General features: G+C 71.5%; 17 protein-coding genes. 8 read left to right on the top strand and 9 right to left on the bottom strand.

What is annotated here, in order from left to right; translation table 11 throughout:
• Positions 1–33: 33 nt before the first annotated feature.
• Entirely contained in the window at positions 34–1,032 is a 999-nt protein-coding gene (locus tag ACFZDJ_RS43010) for a TAXI family TRAP transporter solute-binding subunit (protein WP_391067499.1), read from the bottom strand.
• A gap of 159 nt (positions 1,033–1,191) precedes the next feature.
• On the opposite strand from ACFZDJ_RS43010, the gene ACFZDJ_RS43005 reads away from it, so the two are divergent.
• Positions 1,192–1,653 (top strand): MazG nucleotide pyrophosphohydrolase domain-containing protein, encoded by a 462-nt coding sequence (locus ACFZDJ_RS43005; protein ID WP_391067496.1) that lies wholly within the window; start codon positions 1,192–1,194, stop codon positions 1,651–1,653.
• A gap of 24 nt (positions 1,654–1,677) precedes the next feature.
• Here the strand turns inward: ACFZDJ_RS43005 and ACFZDJ_RS43000 are convergent, their stop codons facing one another.
• A complete protein-coding gene (locus tag ACFZDJ_RS43000; RefSeq protein WP_391067494.1) occupies positions 1,678–2,937 on the bottom strand; it encodes a cation:proton antiporter in 1,260 nt (419 codons plus the stop codon).
• A gap of 4 nt (positions 2,938–2,941) precedes the next feature.
• The gene (locus ACFZDJ_RS42995) at positions 2,942–3,427 is read right to left on the bottom strand and encodes a cation:proton antiporter regulatory subunit (protein ID WP_054229957.1); all 486 of its coding nucleotides are present in this window, start codon (positions 3,425–3,427) and stop codon (positions 2,942–2,944) included.
• Between the two features lie 194 nt (positions 3,428–3,621).
• Here ACFZDJ_RS42995 and ACFZDJ_RS42990 point away from each other — a divergent pair, with 194 nt between their 5' ends.
• Both ACFZDJ_RS42990 and ACFZDJ_RS42985 read left to right on the top strand, forming a co-directional pair.
• Positions 3,622–4,653, top strand: a complete 1,032-nt coding sequence (locus ACFZDJ_RS42990) for a histidine kinase (RefSeq protein WP_391067544.1) — start codon at positions 3,622–3,624, stop codon at positions 4,651–4,653.
• Entirely contained in the window at positions 4,635–5,369 is a 735-nt protein-coding gene (locus tag ACFZDJ_RS42985) for a response regulator (protein ID WP_391067492.1), read from the top strand. The genes ACFZDJ_RS42990 and ACFZDJ_RS42985 overlap by 19 nt, the downstream gene beginning before the upstream one ends.
• Positions 5,370–5,417: 48 nt before the next feature.
• On the opposite strand, the gene ACFZDJ_RS42980 is transcribed toward ACFZDJ_RS42985, so the two are convergent.
• The 3 genes from ACFZDJ_RS42980 to ACFZDJ_RS42970 all read right to left on the bottom strand — a co-directional run bounded on the left by ACFZDJ_RS42980 (position 5,418) and on the right by ACFZDJ_RS42970 (position 8,704).
• A complete protein-coding gene (locus ACFZDJ_RS42980) occupies positions 5,418–5,942 on the bottom strand; it encodes a hypothetical protein (RefSeq protein WP_391067490.1) in 525 nt (174 codons plus the stop codon).
• A gap of 311 nt (positions 5,943–6,253) precedes the next feature.
• On the bottom strand, positions 6,254–8,116 hold the full coding sequence (locus ACFZDJ_RS42975; protein WP_391067488.1) for a M1 family aminopeptidase: 1,863 nt from the start codon (positions 8,114–8,116) through the stop codon (positions 6,254–6,256).
• A gap of 270 nt (positions 8,117–8,386) precedes the next feature.
• On the bottom strand, positions 8,387–8,704 hold the full coding sequence (locus ACFZDJ_RS42970; RefSeq protein ID WP_391067486.1) for a hypothetical protein: 318 nt from the start codon (positions 8,702–8,704) through the stop codon (positions 8,387–8,389).
• A 183-nt stretch (positions 8,705–8,887) separates the two neighbouring features.
• Here ACFZDJ_RS42970 and ACFZDJ_RS42965 point away from each other — a divergent pair, with 183 nt between their 5' ends.
• Positions 8,888–9,343, top strand: a complete 456-nt coding sequence (locus ACFZDJ_RS42965) for a GNAT family N-acetyltransferase (RefSeq protein ID WP_168517900.1) — start codon at positions 8,888–8,890, stop codon at positions 9,341–9,343.
• 64 nt (positions 9,344–9,407) lie between these two features.
• Here the strand turns inward: ACFZDJ_RS42965 and ACFZDJ_RS42960 are convergent, their stop codons facing one another.
• On the bottom strand, positions 9,408–11,453 hold the full coding sequence (locus tag ACFZDJ_RS42960; protein WP_391067484.1) for a protein kinase: 2,046 nt from the start codon (positions 11,451–11,453) through the stop codon (positions 9,408–9,410).
• Between the two features lie 154 nt (positions 11,454–11,607).
• Between ACFZDJ_RS42960 and miaB the strand changes: the two genes are divergently transcribed.
• Both miaB and ACFZDJ_RS42950 read left to right on the top strand, forming a co-directional pair.
• A complete protein-coding gene (gene miaB, locus ACFZDJ_RS42955) occupies positions 11,608–13,137 on the top strand; it encodes a tRNA (N6-isopentenyl adenosine(37)-C2)-methylthiotransferase MiaB (protein ID WP_389602078.1) in 1,530 nt (509 codons plus the stop codon).
• Between the two features lie 49 nt (positions 13,138–13,186).
• Complete coding sequence (locus ACFZDJ_RS42950; RefSeq protein ID WP_390936437.1) at positions 13,187–13,906, top strand: class III extradiol dioxygenase subunit B-like domain-containing protein; 720 nt, start codon at positions 13,187–13,189, stop codon at positions 13,904–13,906.
• A 159-nt stretch (positions 13,907–14,065) separates the two neighbouring features.
• Here the strand turns inward: ACFZDJ_RS42950 and ACFZDJ_RS42945 are convergent, their stop codons facing one another.
• Together ACFZDJ_RS42945 and ACFZDJ_RS42940 are read right to left on the bottom strand one after the other, a co-directional pair.
• A complete protein-coding gene (locus tag ACFZDJ_RS42945) occupies positions 14,066–14,329 on the bottom strand; it encodes an antitoxin (protein WP_099943665.1) in 264 nt (87 codons plus the stop codon).
• Between the two features lie 24 nt (positions 14,330–14,353).
• Positions 14,354–14,545: a gliding motility protein gene (locus ACFZDJ_RS42940; protein ID WP_391067481.1), complete on the bottom strand. Its 192-nt coding sequence runs from the start codon at positions 14,543–14,545 to the stop codon at positions 14,354–14,356.
• Positions 14,546–14,830: 285 nt separating this feature from the next.
• On the opposite strand from ACFZDJ_RS42940, the gene miaA reads away from it, so the two are divergent.
• Both miaA and ACFZDJ_RS42930 read left to right on the top strand, forming a co-directional pair.
• Entirely contained in the window at positions 14,831–15,769 is a 939-nt protein-coding gene (gene miaA, locus ACFZDJ_RS42935) for a tRNA (adenosine(37)-N6)-dimethylallyltransferase MiaA (RefSeq protein ID WP_384915689.1), read from the top strand.
• 108 nt (positions 15,770–15,877) lie between these two features.
• A complete protein-coding gene (locus ACFZDJ_RS42930) occupies positions 15,878–16,462 on the top strand; it encodes a hypothetical protein (RefSeq protein WP_391067541.1) in 585 nt (194 codons plus the stop codon).
• Positions 16,463–16,500 lie beyond the last annotated feature (38 nt).

Below are 16,500 nucleotides of genomic sequence, written 5' to 3'. Positions count from 1 at the left end.
CGGCCGGGGGCTGTGGCCGGGAGGCGGCCCGCGCTACGGCTTGACCGAGCGGTAGTAGCGCCGGGCGCCCTCGTGCAGGGGCAGCGGGTCCGTGTAGATGGCCGTGCGCAGGTCCACCAGCTGGGCCGCGTGCACCTGACGGCCGATGCCGTCGCGGCTGTTGATCACCGTGCGGGTGAGCTCCTCGGTGAGCCGGGCGTCCGAGTCCTCCCGGGTGATCAGGAAGTTCGCCACCGCCAGCGTCTGTATGGACGAGCCCTGCTGGGCCTCGGGGTAGGCGTCGGCGGGCATCACCGCGGACCGGTAGTAGCGGGCTGCGCCGCCCTGCTCGTGCAGTTTCGCGACGAGGTCGCCGGTGATCGGTATCAGCCTGACGGCGAAGCTCTTCGAGAGCTGCTGCACCGCGCTCGTCGGCAGGCCGCCCGACCAGAAGAAGGCGTCGATCTTGTGCTGTTCGAGCAGGTCCGGCATGGTGCCGATGCCGTCCGGAAACGGCTTGATGTCCTTCGCGGAGTCGAGTCCGGCCGCCTGTAGAACATGCTCCGCTATCAGCCGTACCCCGGAACCGTCCGGCCCCACGGCGACCCTCTTGCCCCGCAGGTCCGCCACCGACTGCACGGACGAGGAGCGCGGGACGACCAGGTGCACATAGTCGTCGTACAGCCGGGCGCAGCCGCGCAGTTGGCCCGCGCCCGGCTTGTTCTCCAGGATGTACGTCTCCACCGCGTCGGCCGCCGCGATGGTGAAGTCGGCCTGGCCCGTGGCCACCCGGCGGACGTTCTCCTGCGAGCCGTCGCTGTTCTTCAGCCGGACGTCCAGGCGCGGCATGTCCTTGGCGAGCGCGGTCTGCAGCAGCGTGCCGTACTTCTGGTACACCCCGGTCGGGGTGCCCGTGCTGAAGGTGATCCTGCCGCCCGGCGACTCCTCGCCCAGCGGCAGCAGCCACCACAACAGCAGCCCGAACACCACGAGCGCGGCGGCCGAGCCGAACAGCGCGCGGCGCCGGTCGATATGGGGGAGTGCCAGGAACATGCGCGCGATCCTGCCAGCCGGGGTGCCGTCCTGACCAGGGCGGGGCCGAGAGGAGGCCGGGAGGGGGGCGAGAGGGGGGCGAGAGGGGGCCGGTAGGGGCCCGTAGGGGTGCGACATCGGGCCGGCGGGGGTGGGGTATCGGCTCGGTAGGGTCGGCGGATGCAGACCTCGCCCGACTCCCCGGTCACTTCTTCCCCGTCTCCCGTTCCCTCCCCGGCTTCTCCCTCCCCGGCTTCCCTGGTCCGTGAGTTCCATCTCGCCTTCGGGCTCGACGCGCGCAGCACGCCGACCGAGGTCTCCCCGGCGCTGGCCGCCCACCGCGGTGAACTGCTCGCCGAGGAGGCCGCCGAAGTCGCCGAGGTCTCGGTCGCGGGCCCGCTGGACCGGCTGGCGCACGAGTTGGCCGACGTCGTGTACGTGGCGTACGGCACCGCGCTCGTCCACGGCATCGACCTCGACGCGGTGATCGCCGAGGTCCACCGCTCCAACATGACGAAGCTGGGTCCCGACGGCCGCGTCGCCCGCCGGGCCGACGGCAAGGTGCTCAAGGGGGAGCACTACCGGGCGCCGGACGTGTCGGAGGTGCTGCGGGGGCAGGGGTGGAGGGGCGCGGACGCGTAGGCCCCTCTGCTCGATCGGCCCGGCTCAGTCCCCGACGGCGGTCTGCTGCCGGGCCTCACCCTCCGCCTCGGGCCGTTCCGGTTCCGCCCCCTCGGGCTGTGCCGCGCGGCCCCGGCGCTCAAAGAGGCCGAACCGGGCCGTGAGCCGTTCGGCCAGCGGCTGGGTGTAGCGGGCGGTGAGCGGGCCGAGTACGACCAGGATCAGCACGTACGCCGTGGCCAGCGGGCCGAGTGAGGGCTCGATGCCGGCCGTGACCGCGAGCCCGGCGATGACGATGGAAAACTCGCCGCGCGCGACCAGCGCGCCGCCCGCCCGCCACCGGCCACCCACGGAGATACCGGCCCGGCGCGCCGCCCAGTACCCGGTGGCGATCTTCGTCAGAGCCGTGACGACGGCCAGCGCGAGCGCGGGCAGCAGCACCGGCGGGATGCTCGCCGGGTCGGTGTGCAGTCCGAAGAAGACGAAGAAGATCGCCGCGAAGAGGTCCCGCAACGGGCTGAGCAGCGTGTGCGCGCCCTCCGCGACCTCCCCGGACAGGGCGATGCCGACCAGGAACGCCCCGACGGCGGCGGAGACCTGGAGCTGCTGCGCGATGCCCGCGACGAGGATCGTCAGGCCCAGCACGACGAGCAGCAGCTTCTCGGGGTCGTCGCTGGAGACGAAGCGGGAGATGACACGGCCGTAGCGGACGGCCACGAACAGGACGAGTCCGGCGGCTCCCAGGGCGATCGCGAGCGTCACACTGCCCGCGGCCAGCCCGACCCCGGCCACCAGCGCGGTGACGATGGGCAGGTAGACCGCCATCGCCAGGTCCTCCAGGACGAGGATGCTGAGGATCACCGGTGTCTCCCGGTTGCCCACCCGCCCCAGGTCGCCCAGCACCTTGGCGATGACACCGGACGAGGAGATCCAGGTGACGCCCGCCAGGACCACGGCGGCCACCGGACCCCAGCCGAGCAGCAGCGCGGCGGCCGCGCCGGGCAGAGCGTTGAGGGTGCAGTCGACCAGGCCCGAGGGGTAGTGGGCCTTGAGGTGGGAGACCAGATCGCTGGCCGTGTACTCCAGGCCGAGCATCAGCAGCAGCAGGATGACGCCGATCTCGGCGCCGGTGGCGACGAACTCCTCGCTCGCGCCGAGCGGGAGCAGCCCGCCCTCGCCGAAGGCGAGACCGGCCAGCAGATACAGCGGGATGGGGGAGAACCGCAGCCGGGCGGCGGCCCGCCCGAGCAGCCCGAGACACAGGATGATGGCGCCGAACTCGATCAGCAGAACAGCAGAGTGCACGCGCTCACTCCCGTCCGAGTATCGCCGCGGCGCCGTCGACGCCTTCGCGGGTGCCGACGACGATCAGGGTGTCCCCGCCCGCCAGCCGGAAGTCCGGGGTCGGGGAGGGGATGGCCTCGGCGCGGCGCAGCACCGCCACCACCGACGCGCCGGTCTCGGTCCGCATCCGGGTCTCGCCCAGTACCCGGCCGTTCCAGCGGGAGGTCGCGGCGATCTCGATGCGCTCGGCGATCAGTCCGAGGTCGGTGGTGTAGAGCAGGCTCGGGCTGTGGTGGGAGGGCTTCAGCGCGTCGATCAGCGAGGCCGCCTCGCCGCTCGTCAGCCGCAGCGACTGGGCGCAGGAGTCGGGGTCGTCGGCGCGGTACACGCTCACGGTACGGGCGCCGTCGCGGTGCGCCACCACCGACAGGTGGCGCTGTTCGCGCGTCATGAGGTCGTACTGGACCCCGATGCCCGGCAGTGGCGTCGCCCGAAGGCGTGGCGTGGACATGATCTCCCCTTGTTGGTCGAGTCGCGGTCCTGCGTTCCCGTGCAAAACGGTCATGCTGCCATCCCCCGTACGGTGGCGACATGGGTGCTGGCACGGATGGACACGACCGCTCGACAGGCGCGAAGCTGACCGGGACAGCGGCGTCGCCGCAGCTCGGAAGGGCCGCAGGGGCGGGAAGGGACGGACAGAAGAACGTGTCGCTGTTCCGGCGGATCTTCCTGCTCAACGCCGCGGGCCTGACCGTGGCCACCGCGCTGCTGCTGGGCCCGGTCACCGTGTCGACGCCGATACTGCCGGGCGAGGTGCTGGTCGTCGTCGCGGGGCTCGCGGTGTTGCTCGTCGTCAACGCGCTCGTGCTGCGGATAGGACTGGCCCCGCTGCAACGGCTCGGCCGGGCCATGGCCGCCGCCGACCTGCTGCATCCCGGGGCCCGGGCACCCGTGACCGGCCCCGCGGAGGTCGCCGGGCTGATCACCACGTACAACACCATGCTCGACCGGCTGGAGACCGAGCGCGCCACCAGTTCGGCCCGCGCGCTCTCCGCGCAGGAGGGCGAGCGCCGACGCATCTCCCAGGAGCTCCACGACGAGGTGGGCCAGACCCTGACCGCCGTGCTGCTGCAGCTCAAGCGGGTCGCCGACCAGGTGCCCGGGGAGCTGCGGGAGGAGGTACGGCAGGCGCAGGAGGCGACCCGCGGCAGCCTGGACGAGATCCGCCGCATCGCCCGCCGGCTGCGCCCCGGTGTCCTGGAGGAACTCGGGCTGCACAGCGCGCTGCGGTCGCTGGCGGCCGAGTTCACCACGCACGGCCTGTCCGTACGCCATCACCTCGACGGAGATCTGCCGTCGCTGACGAAGGAGACGGAACTCGTGGTCTACCGGGTGGCTCAGGAAGGGCTCACCAACACGGCCCGGCACGCTGGCGCCGATCGCGCCGAACTGCGGTTGCGGCGGGTCGTCGGCGTGGACGGCGGCGACGGCGTCGAGCTCCTCGTACGGGACAACGGCAGGGGCCCCGGCCGGCTGCGGGAAGGGGCGGGGATCAGCGGTATGCGGGAGCGGGCCCTGCTGATCGGCGCCGCGCTCTCGGTCGGGGCCGGGCCGGGGGTGGGCACCGACGTACGGCTGCGGATCTCGGCGAAGACCGGCGCGGCGAAGACCGGCGCACCGAACACTGGCGTACCGCCGCAGCTCCGTGCCGCGACCGCATGCGAGGGAGACCGATGACGTCTGTGCCGCCTGTGCCGTCTGTGCCGTCTGTGCCGTCCGTGCCCGACCGGCAGTCCGGCTGGGGTCGGCCCACTCGGGTTCTGCTCGCCGACGACCACACGCTCGTGCGCCGTGGCGTACGGCTCATCCTGGACGGCGAACCGGACCTGAGCGTCGTGGCCGAGGCCGGGGACGGGGCCGAAGCGGTCGCGCGGGCCCGCGACACGGACGTGGACCTCGCCGTCCTCGACATCGCGATGCCCCGGATGACCGGGCTCCAGGCGGCCCGCGAGCTCTCCCGCCGCCTTCCGGACCTGCGCATCCTCATCCTGACGATGTACGACAACGAGCAGTACTTCTTCGAGGCGCTCAAGGCCGGGGCCTGCGGTTACGTGCTGAAGTCGGTCGCCGACCGCGACCTGGTCGAGGCATGCCGGGCGGCGATGCGCGACGAGCCGTTCATCTATCCCGGCGCCGAGACCGCGCTCGTACGCACCTACCTGGAGCGGATGCGACGCGGCGAGGGACTGCCCGTGCGGACCGTCACCGACCGCGAGGAGGAGGTGCTCAAGCTGGTCGCCGAAGGCCATACGACGAAGGAGATCGCCGAACTGCTCTACATCAGCGCCAAGACCGTGGAGAGCCATCGGGCGAACCTGCTGCAGAAGCTCGGCCTGCGCGACCGCCTCGAACTCACCCGGTACGCGATCAGGGCCGGACTCATCGAACCGTGAAAGGGCCGACCCATGCCGGGTCGGCCCTCTCGTCGCGGTGCCGGCGGGTCACTTCACCGTCACGAGGACGGTCGGCGAGACGATCTTGCCCGCCATGACCCGGAGCTGCTCCGTGCCCTTGTTGTTGAGCTTGGTGATCAGGGAGTAGCTGCTGCCGTTCTTGAGCACGGTGCTGGACTTCAGAGCGGTCCACTTACCGTTGCGCATGTGCAGCAGTACCACCTTGGTGCCGACCTTCACTCCCTTGGCGCGTCCGGTGAGCGTCACCGACTGCCCGGGGTGCACCTGGGCCTTGCTCACCTTGGCGGTGATCGAGCCGTTGGCCATGCCCATGCCGGTCCTGGTGGGCTTGGGCATGCCGGTCTTGGTGGGCTTGGGCATGCCGGTCTTGGTGGGCTTGGCGGTGCCGGTGATGTGCGGCTTCGCGCTGCCGGTCATGGTCGGCCTCGGGCTCGGTGAGGCCGCGCTCGGGGACGCGGCGAAGGCGCCCGCCGTCCCGGCCGACAGCAGAGTGACGGAGAGCGCGCCGGCGCCGATCGCCTTGGCGCAGCGGCTGCGGAGTGTGGAATTCACGTGTGGCTCCTGACGTGACGGGTCCCCCCACAAACGGATCACGCCCATATGGGCGAAATGTTCGCTTTTGAGGTTATCCATGTCATTGCCGAGCCTGCGACCGGACGAAGGCTCCATCCTCGTGCGAAAAGCGCCGAAAACCCCCATGATTCGACAAAAACGCCTGGTCGGCGGGGTTGCGGAGGGTTATCAAGTTCTTACCCAACGTCCGCGGTGGCCGCTGGAAGGAGACGGTTGATCACGCACGCCCCGGTCGTCGGTTCGCCGCGGATGACACCCCGAGGGGCCAACCGCGGCGAACCGGCGCCGTATCAGCCGTCGATGCGGTGCTGGGTCCAGAACGAGGTCAGGTCCGTGGTCGTGGCGGCCTGGGCGGCCGCCTTGAACTCGGCCGTGGTCGAGACGCCGTACCAGTGCGACGTGGCGTAGTCCTTCAGCAGCTTGGCCATGGTGGTGTCACCGAGGACGCGCCGCAGATCGTGCAGGGCGCACTTGCCGTATCCGTAGACGACGGTGGAGTACCGGGACGAGTGGGCGTCCCAGTAGGCCATCGAGTTGGTGATCTTCTCCGCCGTCGAGGCCCAGGAGACGCTGTTCCAGCAGTTCGTGCCGGTACTGCCCAGCGCCAGGTCGGTGGCGTAGTCGGTGAACGCCTCGTCCAGCCACGGGCTGTTGTACTCGTCGTCGCCGACGATCCCGTAGAACCACTGGTGCCCGATCTCATGGGTGAGCGCCGTGGTGGAGACCAGGTCGAGGACGAACCCCGGGTACTCCATGCCGCCGAACCAGAAGTTGTTGTCGATCACGGCGTCCAACTCGCCGTACGGGTAGGCGCCGAAGCGGCCCGCATGGGCGTCCACCGCGGTCTTCGCGGTGGTGAGCATGGACTGTGCGCTGGACGAACTGATCCCCGAGACGGAGTAGATGTTGATCGGGGTGCCCGCCGTCGACGTACCCGAGATCTTGGTGAACGGGCCCGCCGCCCACGCGAAGTCACGGACCTTGGAGGCGGTGGCCGTGGTGACCGTGCGTCCGCTGGAGCCGGGGGTGTCCACCGAGGTGCCCGTGGCCGGGACCAGCAGGGTGGTCGGGTGGTCGAGGGTCACCTTGAAGTCGGCGGCCAGGGAGTAGAACGACTCGCCGTTGTTGGTGTACGGGTCCAGGTGCCAGCCCGAGCCGTCCTTGATGGCGAGGACCGGCAGCGCGTTGCCGATCATGCTGAACGCGCCGTCGTAGCCGAAGCGGTCGGCGCCGCTGGGGACGGTGATCCCCAGGTCGAAGCCGATCGTGGTCGACTGGCCCTGCGCCAGCGGGGTCGGGAGGGCGATCTGCAGGGCGGTGCAGCCGACCGACAGGGCGCCCGCGGTACCCCCGGTGACGTTGCTGACCGTGATCGGCATCGCGGAGCAGGTGCCGTGGTAGTTGTCCCACAGCCTCAGGTACACCTCGCTGAGCGCGGTGGAGGAGGCGTTGGTGAACGTCGCGCTCTCGTGGCCGGTCCAGCCCGTGCCGCTCGAGTTGCTGCTCAGGCTGACGGTGTACGAGGGGGCGGCCGGCGTGCGCGTGGAGTCCGCCGGCGGGGTCGTGCCGCCGGAGGTGTCGAGGGCGATGTCGTCGAGGACGAAGCTCGTCTGGAGGCTGGAGTCCTCGGTCCCGGTGAAGGCGAGGCTCACGGTCTGGCCCGCGAACGCCGACACGTCGAACGACTTCTGCACGTAGCCGGTGGCCTTGTTGAGGTTCGAGTACGTCGCCAGTGTCGTACTGCCGATCTTCGCCGTCAGCTTGTCGTACGCGGTCGACGAGGTCGTCTCGGCGGTGTCGATGTGCAGCCAGAAGGTGAGCGTGGCGCTGCTGCACCCGGACGGGATCGTGACGCTCTGCGAGAGGGTGTCGGTGTGCGTACTGCCGACACCGTTCAGCCAGGCGAAGCTGGTGCCGCCGTGGGCGCTCTGACCGGAACGGCTGGTGATCACGGTCGACGACGACTGGGTCCAGGGCGAAGTCCCGCTCTCGAAACCACCGTTGGTGACCACCTGGGCCGGAGTGCATGCGGCGGCCAGGGGTGCGGCGTTGGGCGGAGCGGCTGCCGCCGGGGTGACGGGGAGCAGGGCGGCGGCCAACGCGGCGATGCCCAGTGCGCTCGCGGCGAGGGCCTTGTGGGGGGTCGGTCTCACACGAAACTCCTTTGAGGCGGCCGGGATTCCGGCCTGCTCGGTGGCCGCCCTGACGGCCTGGGTGCGCCGGGGGCAGCCGGGGGCTGCGCGCATCGCTTGCGCGATCGCTGGGGTGAGATTTCCGTTGCGTCTCCCTGTGGTCAGGGCGACGGCTGCGGGAAGCCTGGCAGATTTGACCGGGTCATGCCATCAGTGGCGGGTAAAAGTGTTCGCTGACCTCAAGCGTTCGGGCTCCGGCCGCGGCCGGTACGAGTCGGTCGAACTCGGTGATCAGTGGTCCGGGAGCGCGCTGCGCGGGGCGAGCTGCCGGGCGCAGACGTCCCGGGCCGGGGCGGACAGCAGGTCGCCCGCTCCGGCCAACAGCCGGCACGGGGCTGGGCCGTACCGCTCGGCCAGTTCCTCGTTGTGGGCCAGTACGTCGAGTTCGTCGGCGGCGGTGATCTCCAAGAACGCTCGCAGGCCGTCGTCCGCGGGAATGTGCTCGCGGCCGGTGAAGCGATCACGGCAGACCACGGGCCGATCGCGTCCGATCAGGAGCCGCCGGACACGGCCGAGACGCTCCAGCAGCGTGCCGCCCGGAAGCGGCATCTCGGCGGTTCCCCGCGCACGCCCCATCCCGAGGGGGCTGAAGTGGCCTAAGCGCCGGAAGGATTCAACGTCTCGGCAGGCCACTGAGAGACTCCCACCATGGAGACGACTGCGGGGGCGGACCGGACACGGCCGGGGCGGGCGCTGCCCGGGAACGGGTCGGGCCGAGGTTCGGACCGTTCCATGGAATGGGCGCTGCGCTCCGCGGAGCAGGCGGATGTCGAGGTGATCGCCGAGCTGCGGGCGACGGTGATGCGCCCGGACCTGGAGCGGCTGGGCCGGTTCGACGAGCGCCGGGTCCGCCGGCGGCTGCGGGAATCCTTCTCCCCGGGGCACACGTCGGTCGTCATCGCCGACGGCGACTTCGCGGGCTGCGTCACGCTGAGGCCGGCCGAGGACGGGCTGTGGCTGGAGCACTTCTATCTCGTTCCGGGCCTGCAGGGCCGGGGGCTCGGTTCGGCCGTCCTGAGCACCCTGCTGGACCGCACCGACGCCGACGGCATGCCCGTCCGTCTGAATGTTCTGCAGGGCAGCGCCGCCCGGCGGCTCTACGAGCGCCACGGGTTCACCGTGGAGGTTCAGGACCCGATCGACGTCTTCATGGTGCGACGTCCGGGTGCGGGCATCCTCGGCCCGTGAGGGAAGAGGTCCGTGAGGGAAGAGGTCCGTGCGGGAAGGGGGCCATCCGGGACGAGGGCTGCTCCTAGGCCGCGTTGCGCCAGACCTTCACGTCCAAGGTGGCGTACGTCGTCCCGGACGAACCCCGATACGTCACGAGCCCCACGTGCCCCGTCCCGCTGACCACGCACATCTGCTGGCCGACGGTGAGGTCCTTGACCCAGATGTAGCTCTTGTAGCCGGTCGCCGCCTTGCACGCGTCCAGGCTCCCCAGCCGCCCCACGGGCAGCAGGGCGAGGGAGCTGCCGGAGTCGGTGCCGGGGGCGAGGACCGCCCCCGAGGAGTAGACGGCGTACGTCAGATCCTCGTCGGAGGTCCCGGTGTCCGCCTTGGACTGCACCGGAGTGTCCGCGAGATACAGGTCGTGGCTCGCGGTCATCCGGATCCCGGCGTACGTCACCGGGACGGGGGCCGTCGGGGCCGCGGGTTTGCTGGACGCGGCGGTCGGGGGAGCCGAGGCAGCGGTCCGCGTGGGCGTCGGGGGCCCCGAAGGGCCGGGCGGCAGAGCGGACTCGGCCGTCTTGGGCTTCTTCGAGGCCCGGGGGGACGGGGAGCGGGACGCCGACGGCGAAGAAGCCTCGGCGGCCGTGGCCGACTGCGACGCGGCCACGTCCTGCGCCCGGCTGTCGTTCTTGTCGCCGTTCCCCGGGACGAGCAGCAGCGCGGCGGCCGCGCCACCGGCGACGAGTACGACCGCGGCTGCCGCCCATACCCAGCCCCGGGCCTTGCGGCCCTTGGCGCCCGTGCCCACCGCGGAGGTCCGGGCGGCGTCCGGCTCCTGCGGCTGCGGCCAGGGATGCGGAGCGTACGGACCCGGCGCGGCCCCTGGCCCCATCACGAAGGGCCCGGGCAGCGCGGCGTGGGACGGCGTGGCATGGGACGGCGCGGTGGGGGAGTAGGCCATCGGAGGCCCGAAAGCGCCGGGACCGGCCGGACCGGCCGGACCGGCCGGACCGGCGGGTCCGAAGGCGCCGGATCCAGCGGGTCCGAAAGCCCCCGAGGCACCGGACGCCCCCGAAGCCCCCGAAACTCCCGAAGCCCCCGAAGCCCCCGAAGCCCCCGAAGCCCCCGAAGCCCCCGAAGCCCCCGAAGCCCCCGAAGCTCCGGAAGTGTGAGTGTCCGGAACCGCCTCCGCCCGGGCCAGATTCGCCCCTTCGGACCGAGCCGCGATACCCGCCGCCAGTTCGCCCGACAGCCACGCCCCGGACGCGGACCGCGCTTCGGCACCGAGATCCGCCTGGATCGTCTGGACGGAGCGTATGACCTCCTCGACGGAAGGCCGCTCGGCGGCGGGCTTGCGCAGACACCGTGCCACCAACTCCCGTATCTCCACCGGTACGCGGCTGAGATCGGGCTCCTCGTGCACCACCCGGTAGAGCACCGCGTGCGGATCCCCGTCCCCGAAGGCGCCGCCGCCCGTCGCCGCGAACACCGCGGTCTGACCCAGTGCGAACACGTCGGCCGACGGCATGGCATCCCCGCCGAGCACCTGCTCCGGCGCCATGTAGGCGACGGTTCCAAGAGCCGTGCCGCTCATCGTCACCGACGTGGCGTCCGCGGCCCGCGCGACACCGAAGTCGATGACCCGCGGGCCGTCCGCGGCGAGCAGCACGTTCGACGGCTTGAGGTCCCGGTGCACGATGCCCTCGCGGTGCACCGCCTGCAGGGCCTCCGCGACACCGGCGATCAGCCGCAGCACGGTGTCGACGGGCAGCGGACCGTGATCGCGTACCGCGTCGGCGAGGGAAGGCCCCGGCACATAGGCGGTCGCACACCACGGCATCGATCCCCCGGTGTCGCTGTCCACGACCGGAGCCGTGTAGAGCCCGTGCACCCGGCTCGCGGCGGCCACCTCGGCCTGGAACCGCTTGCGGAACTCGGCGTTCTCGGCCAGCTCCGGCCGGATCACCTTGACCGCGACGGCCCGCCCGCCCGGCGTGTGCGAGAGATAGACCCGTCCCATGCCCCCGGACCCGAGCCGTGCCACCAGCCGGTAGCCGCCGACGACCCGAGGATCGCCGTCCTCCAGAGGCTGGAAACTCCCCGCATCGGCCCCATCGTCGCTCAACACGCCCCACTCCACCCCGAGATCCGTTCTGTGGTGCCCCATTGCATCACGGGCCCCCTCGGCCCGGCGGGGACGGCTGCCGACCTCGTGGTCGGGCCCGGCCCGCTCCTCGAAACCCTCGGGCGGGGGCTCTCCCGGAACCGCCTACCCTTGAGCCATGACCAGCAGCAGCGACCGGAGTCAGGCAGTGGACGTTCAGGAACCCAAGACCTATGAGGTGCGCACCTACGGGTGCCAGATGAACGTCCACGACTCCGAACGGCTCTCCGGGCTCCTCGAAGGCGCCGGTTACGTGCGCGCGCCCGAGGGGTCCGACGGCGACGCGGACGTCGTCGTCTTCAACACCTGCGCCGTCCGGGAGAACGCCGACAACAGGCTGTACGGCAACCTCGGCCGCCTCGCGCCGATGAAGACGAAGCGCCCCGGGATGCAGATCGCCGTCGGCGGCTGCCTGGCCCAGAAGGACCGCGACACCATCGTGAAGAAGGCGCCCTGGGTGGACGTCGTCTTCGGTACGCACAACATCGGCAAGCTGCCGGTCCTCCTGGAGCGCGCCCGCGTACAGGAAGAGGCGCAGGTCGAGATCGCGGAGTCGCTGGAGGCGTTCCCGTCCACGCTGCCGACCCGCCGCGAGAGCGCGTACGCGGCCTGGGTCTCCATCTCTGTGGGCTGCAACAACACCTGCACCTTCTGCATCGTCCCGGCGCTGCGCGGCAAGGAGAAGGACCGCAGGACCGGCGACATCCTCGCCGAGATCGAGGCACTGGTCGGCGAGGGCGTCTCCGAGATCACGCTGCTCGGGCAGAACGTCAACGCGTACGGCAGCGACATCGGCGACCGCGAGGCGTTCAGCAAGCTGCTGAGGGCCTGCGGGCAGATCGAGGGCCTGGAGCGGGTCCGGTTCACCTCCCCGCACCCCCGTGACTTCACCGACGACGTCATCGCCGCCATGGCCGAGACGCCGAACGTGATGCCGCAGCTGCACATGCCGCTGCAGTCCGGTTCGGACCCGGTCCTGAAGGCGATGCGCCGGTCCTACCGACAGGACCGCTACCTCGGGATCATCGAGAAGGTGCGTGCCGCCATTCCGCACGCCGCCATCACCACCGACATCATCGTGGGCTTCCCCGGAGAGACCGAGGAGGACTTCGAGCAGACTATGCACGTGGCGCGGGAGGCGCGCTTCTCGGCGGCTTTCACGTTCCAGTACTCCAAGCGCCCCGGCACCCCGGCCGCCACCATGGAGAACCAGATCCCCAAGGAGGTCGTCCAGGCGCGCTACGAGCGTCTCGTCGCCCTCCAGGAGGAGATCTCCTGGGACGAGAACAAGAAGCAGGTCGGCCGCACTCTGGAGCTGATGGTCGCCGAGGGCGAGGGCCGCAAGGACGGCGCCACCCACCGCCTCTCCGGCCGTGCCCCCGACAACCGCCTGGTCCACTTCACCAAGCCCGACCAGGAAGTGCGCCCCGGTGACGTGGTCACCGTCGAGATCACCTACGCCGCCCCGCACCACCTGCTCGCCGAGGGCGCCGTCCTGGACGTGCGCCGCACGCGCGCGGGGGATGCCTGGGAGAAGCGCAACGCGGCCGAGGCGCCGAAGCCCGCCGGTGTGATGCTGGGGCTGCCGAGGATCGGTGCCCCGGAGCCGCTGCCGGTCGCCACCGGCAGCGGGTGCGGCTGCGACTGACCCCGGGCGGGGGCTCCGGGAGCGGCCGGGCGGGGCTACGCTGCCGATCATGCTTGTAGCCGCCGCAGTCTGCCCCTGTCCGCCGCTGCTCGTCCCCGAGGTCGCCGCCGGTGCGGCACCGGAACTGACCGCCGCGCGCGCGGCCTGCACGGACGCTCTGGGGGTGCTGGCCGCCTCGCGCCCCGACCTGCTGGTCGTCGTCGGGCCCGCCGAACAGAGCGGGCGCGGGCCGTTTCCGGAGGGGGCGCCGGGCTCGTTCCGCGGGTTCGGTGTGGACCTCGACGTACGCCTAGGGGGAGGGGTGTCGCTTGCCGGGGCGCCGGAGCGCCCGCTTCCGCCCTCGCTCGCCGTCGCCGCCTGGCTGCTGGAGCGCACAGGCTGGTCCGACGCCCCCGTCGAAGGCCTCGGGGTGGGCGAACCTCTCGAGGCAGGGCGCTGTGTCCGGGCCGGGGCGGAGATCGTCACGCGGGCCGACCGGGTGGCCCTGCTGGTGATGGGCGACGCCAGCGCGTGCCGGACGCTCAAGGCACCCGGCTATCTCGACGAACGCGCGGCGGGCTTCGACGCGGAGGTCGCGAGGGCGCTGGGCGCGGCGGACGTGGCGGCCCTGAAGGCGCTGGACGCCGAGCTGGCGTACGAACTGAAGGCCTCCGGGCGGGCCCCTTGGCAGGTACTCGCGGGCGCGGCCGAGGGTGCGGACCTGGGCGGCGCCCTGCTGTACGAGGACGCGCCGTACGGGGTCGGGTACATGGTGGCGGCCTGGTCCTAGGGTTCCTGGGGTTCCTAGGACTCCGCCCGGAAAGCCGCCGGCCGACAGAGTCGAGCCCCGATACGGCGGCCCGGACACGGCGGACGGCCGGGAGCCCGGTGTGCTCCGCGGCCGTCCGCCGATGTGTGACGCGTGCTGATATGTGCCGATATGTGCCCGTCAGGGCGCCGGAGGCGGTGGGGGCACGTCCGGCGGCGGCGTGGCGCCGTCGGTTTCCTTGTGCGCGAGTCGGTCCATGGCGCCCTTCGCCTTGCCCGTGCCCGTCTGGATCTTGTCGCTGTACTTGCCCTTGGTCTTTTCGTCGACCACCTTCGCGGCCTTGTCGAGACCGTGGGTGACCTTGTCCCCGTGCTGTTGCGCGAGGTCCGAGACCTTGTCCTTGGCGGGTGCCAGCTTGGCTTTCAAATTGTCCAGGAGACTCATGGTCCACCTTCCCTCGCGGGACAGTTACGTGCGGGCGCCTTCGCCGGCCTCGTTGTCCGCGGCCTTCTCTGCGGTCTGCTGCTGGGGGATCTCGACATCGTCCGACGCGGCGGACCCCGCGGGCTCCGTCGCGGCGGCCCCGTCTTCGCCCGCGGAGCCGGCCGGGCTCGCGGAGCCTTCGGACTTCTCGGGCGAACCCTTCGCCTCCTCCGTCACCTCCGCCTCGGTATCGGCCGTTTGTGTGTCGGCCTCCACCGCGGCGGTTGACGCCTCCTCCGTAGCCTTCGACCTTCCAAGAAGTCGTGCAAAAACGCCCATATCCACTCCATACGTTACTCGTGAGGGCGAAATCCCGCGTCACCCGGTGCGTCCCATTGCGTCGCACGGGTCACCGGCTCTCGAAAACCGGCGGCTGGAACCTCGCAACAGGCAACGACCCGGGGCCCGTGGCGTCACGTAGCTCGTTCGAGGAGAGGCCCCGAGGTTTGCGAGACTGTGGCGGTGAGTAGCGCACCCCCCGCCCCCCGGGTCATCGCCGTCGTAGGACCGACCGCCGCAGGAAAGTCCGATCTGGGCGTTTACCTCGCCCAACGGCTCGGCGGTGAGGTCGTCAACGCCGACTCCATGCAGTTGTACAGAGGGATGGACATCGGTACCGCCAAGCTGACGCCGCAGGAGCGCGGCGGGATCCCGCACCATCTCCTGGACATCTGGGACGTGACCGTCACGGCCAGCGTCGCCGAGTACCAGCGGCTCGCCCGCGCCCACATCGACGCACTGCTCGCCGAGGGCCGCTGGCCGATCCTGGTGGGCGGCTCCGGGCTGTACGTCCGTGGGGCCGTCGACAATCTGGAGTTCCCCGGCACCGACCCCGAGGTGCGGGCCCGGCTGGAGGAGGAGCTCACGCTGCGTGGCTCCGGAGCGCTGCACGCGCGTCTGGCCATGGCCGATCCGGAGGCCGCGCACGCGATCCTGCCCAGCAACGGCCGCCGTATCGTCCGTGCCCTCGAGGTCATCGAGATCACCGGAAAGCCCTTCACCGCCAACCTCCCCGGTCACGACTCCGTCTACGACACCCTGCAGATCGGCGTCGACGTCGCGCGCCCCGAGCTCGACGACCGCATCGCGCGCCGCGTCGACCGTATGTGGGAGGCGGGGCTCGTCGACGAGGTGCGTGCGCTGGAGGCGCACGGACTGCGTGAGGGGCGTACGGCATCGCGTGCGCTCGGGTACCAGCAGGTGCTCGCGGCGCTCGCCGGGGAGTGCACCGACGCCGAGGCGCGCGCCGAGACCGTACGCGCCACCAAACGCTTCGCGCGGCGTCAGGACTCCTGGTTCCGGCGCGATCCCCGGGTGCACTGGCTGAGCGGCGCTGCGGCGGATCTCACAGAACTCCCGCAGCTCGCGCTGGCGTTGGTCGAACGACCGGTCACAGCCTGATCACGTCATGGCATCGGGACGCTCCGGCCGCCGTCCGGGCCTTCGGCGCCGTGCCATCATCGAGCTTCGATCGACCAAGTGGAGTCCGAGTTGGGAGGGCGCGTGGCGATGGAGGCCGGCCCTCGCGACACCGCACAGGACGCGGAGCACGACACCGCGCAGGAGCAGCAGAAGCCGCTGGAACCGCTGGATCGTCAGGACTTCGTCGGAGATCGCCTGGGCCCTGACGGGGACCGGCTGGGCGGCGACGGTGAGCGGCCGAGTGCCGACGGCGCGCCGCTGAGCTCCGACGGGCCCGATGAGTCTTCCGGCGGCGTGAGCGCCGACGGGCCGGCACCGGACGAGATGGTGCCGCCCGAGGTCGAGGTCGAGCTGCGCCCGCAGCGCCGACTGCGGATCTGGCAGCTCGCGCCGATCGTGATCCTGGCCGCGACGGGCTCCTTGATGTTCGCCTTCCCGCTGGCCTTCGAGTTCGGTGACGGCGGCGCGGTGGTCGCCATGCTCGGCCTGCTGATCTGCTCGTGCGCCGCGGGCTGGGGCATGATGGCGGCCCGCCGGGTCGGCTACGTCTGGCCGGGCCTGCCGCCGCGGGGCTCCGGCCGCCGTCTGGACTGGCGTGTCGTGCTCGTGTACGTCGTGGTGGTCGCGGCGGTGGCGGTACTGGCCGTCTGGCGCGTCGCCCGCCTCCGCTGAGGTCCGCCGTCACCTGGGTCCCCTGCCGGGACCGGGGT

This window comes from Streptomyces sp. NPDC007896, assembly GCF_042959425.1.
Lineage (GTDB): Bacteria > Actinomycetota > Actinomycetes > Streptomycetales > Streptomycetaceae > Streptomyces.
Note: the sequence above shows the minus strand (reverse complement) of the source record. Positions and strands in the feature narration are given on the sequence as shown.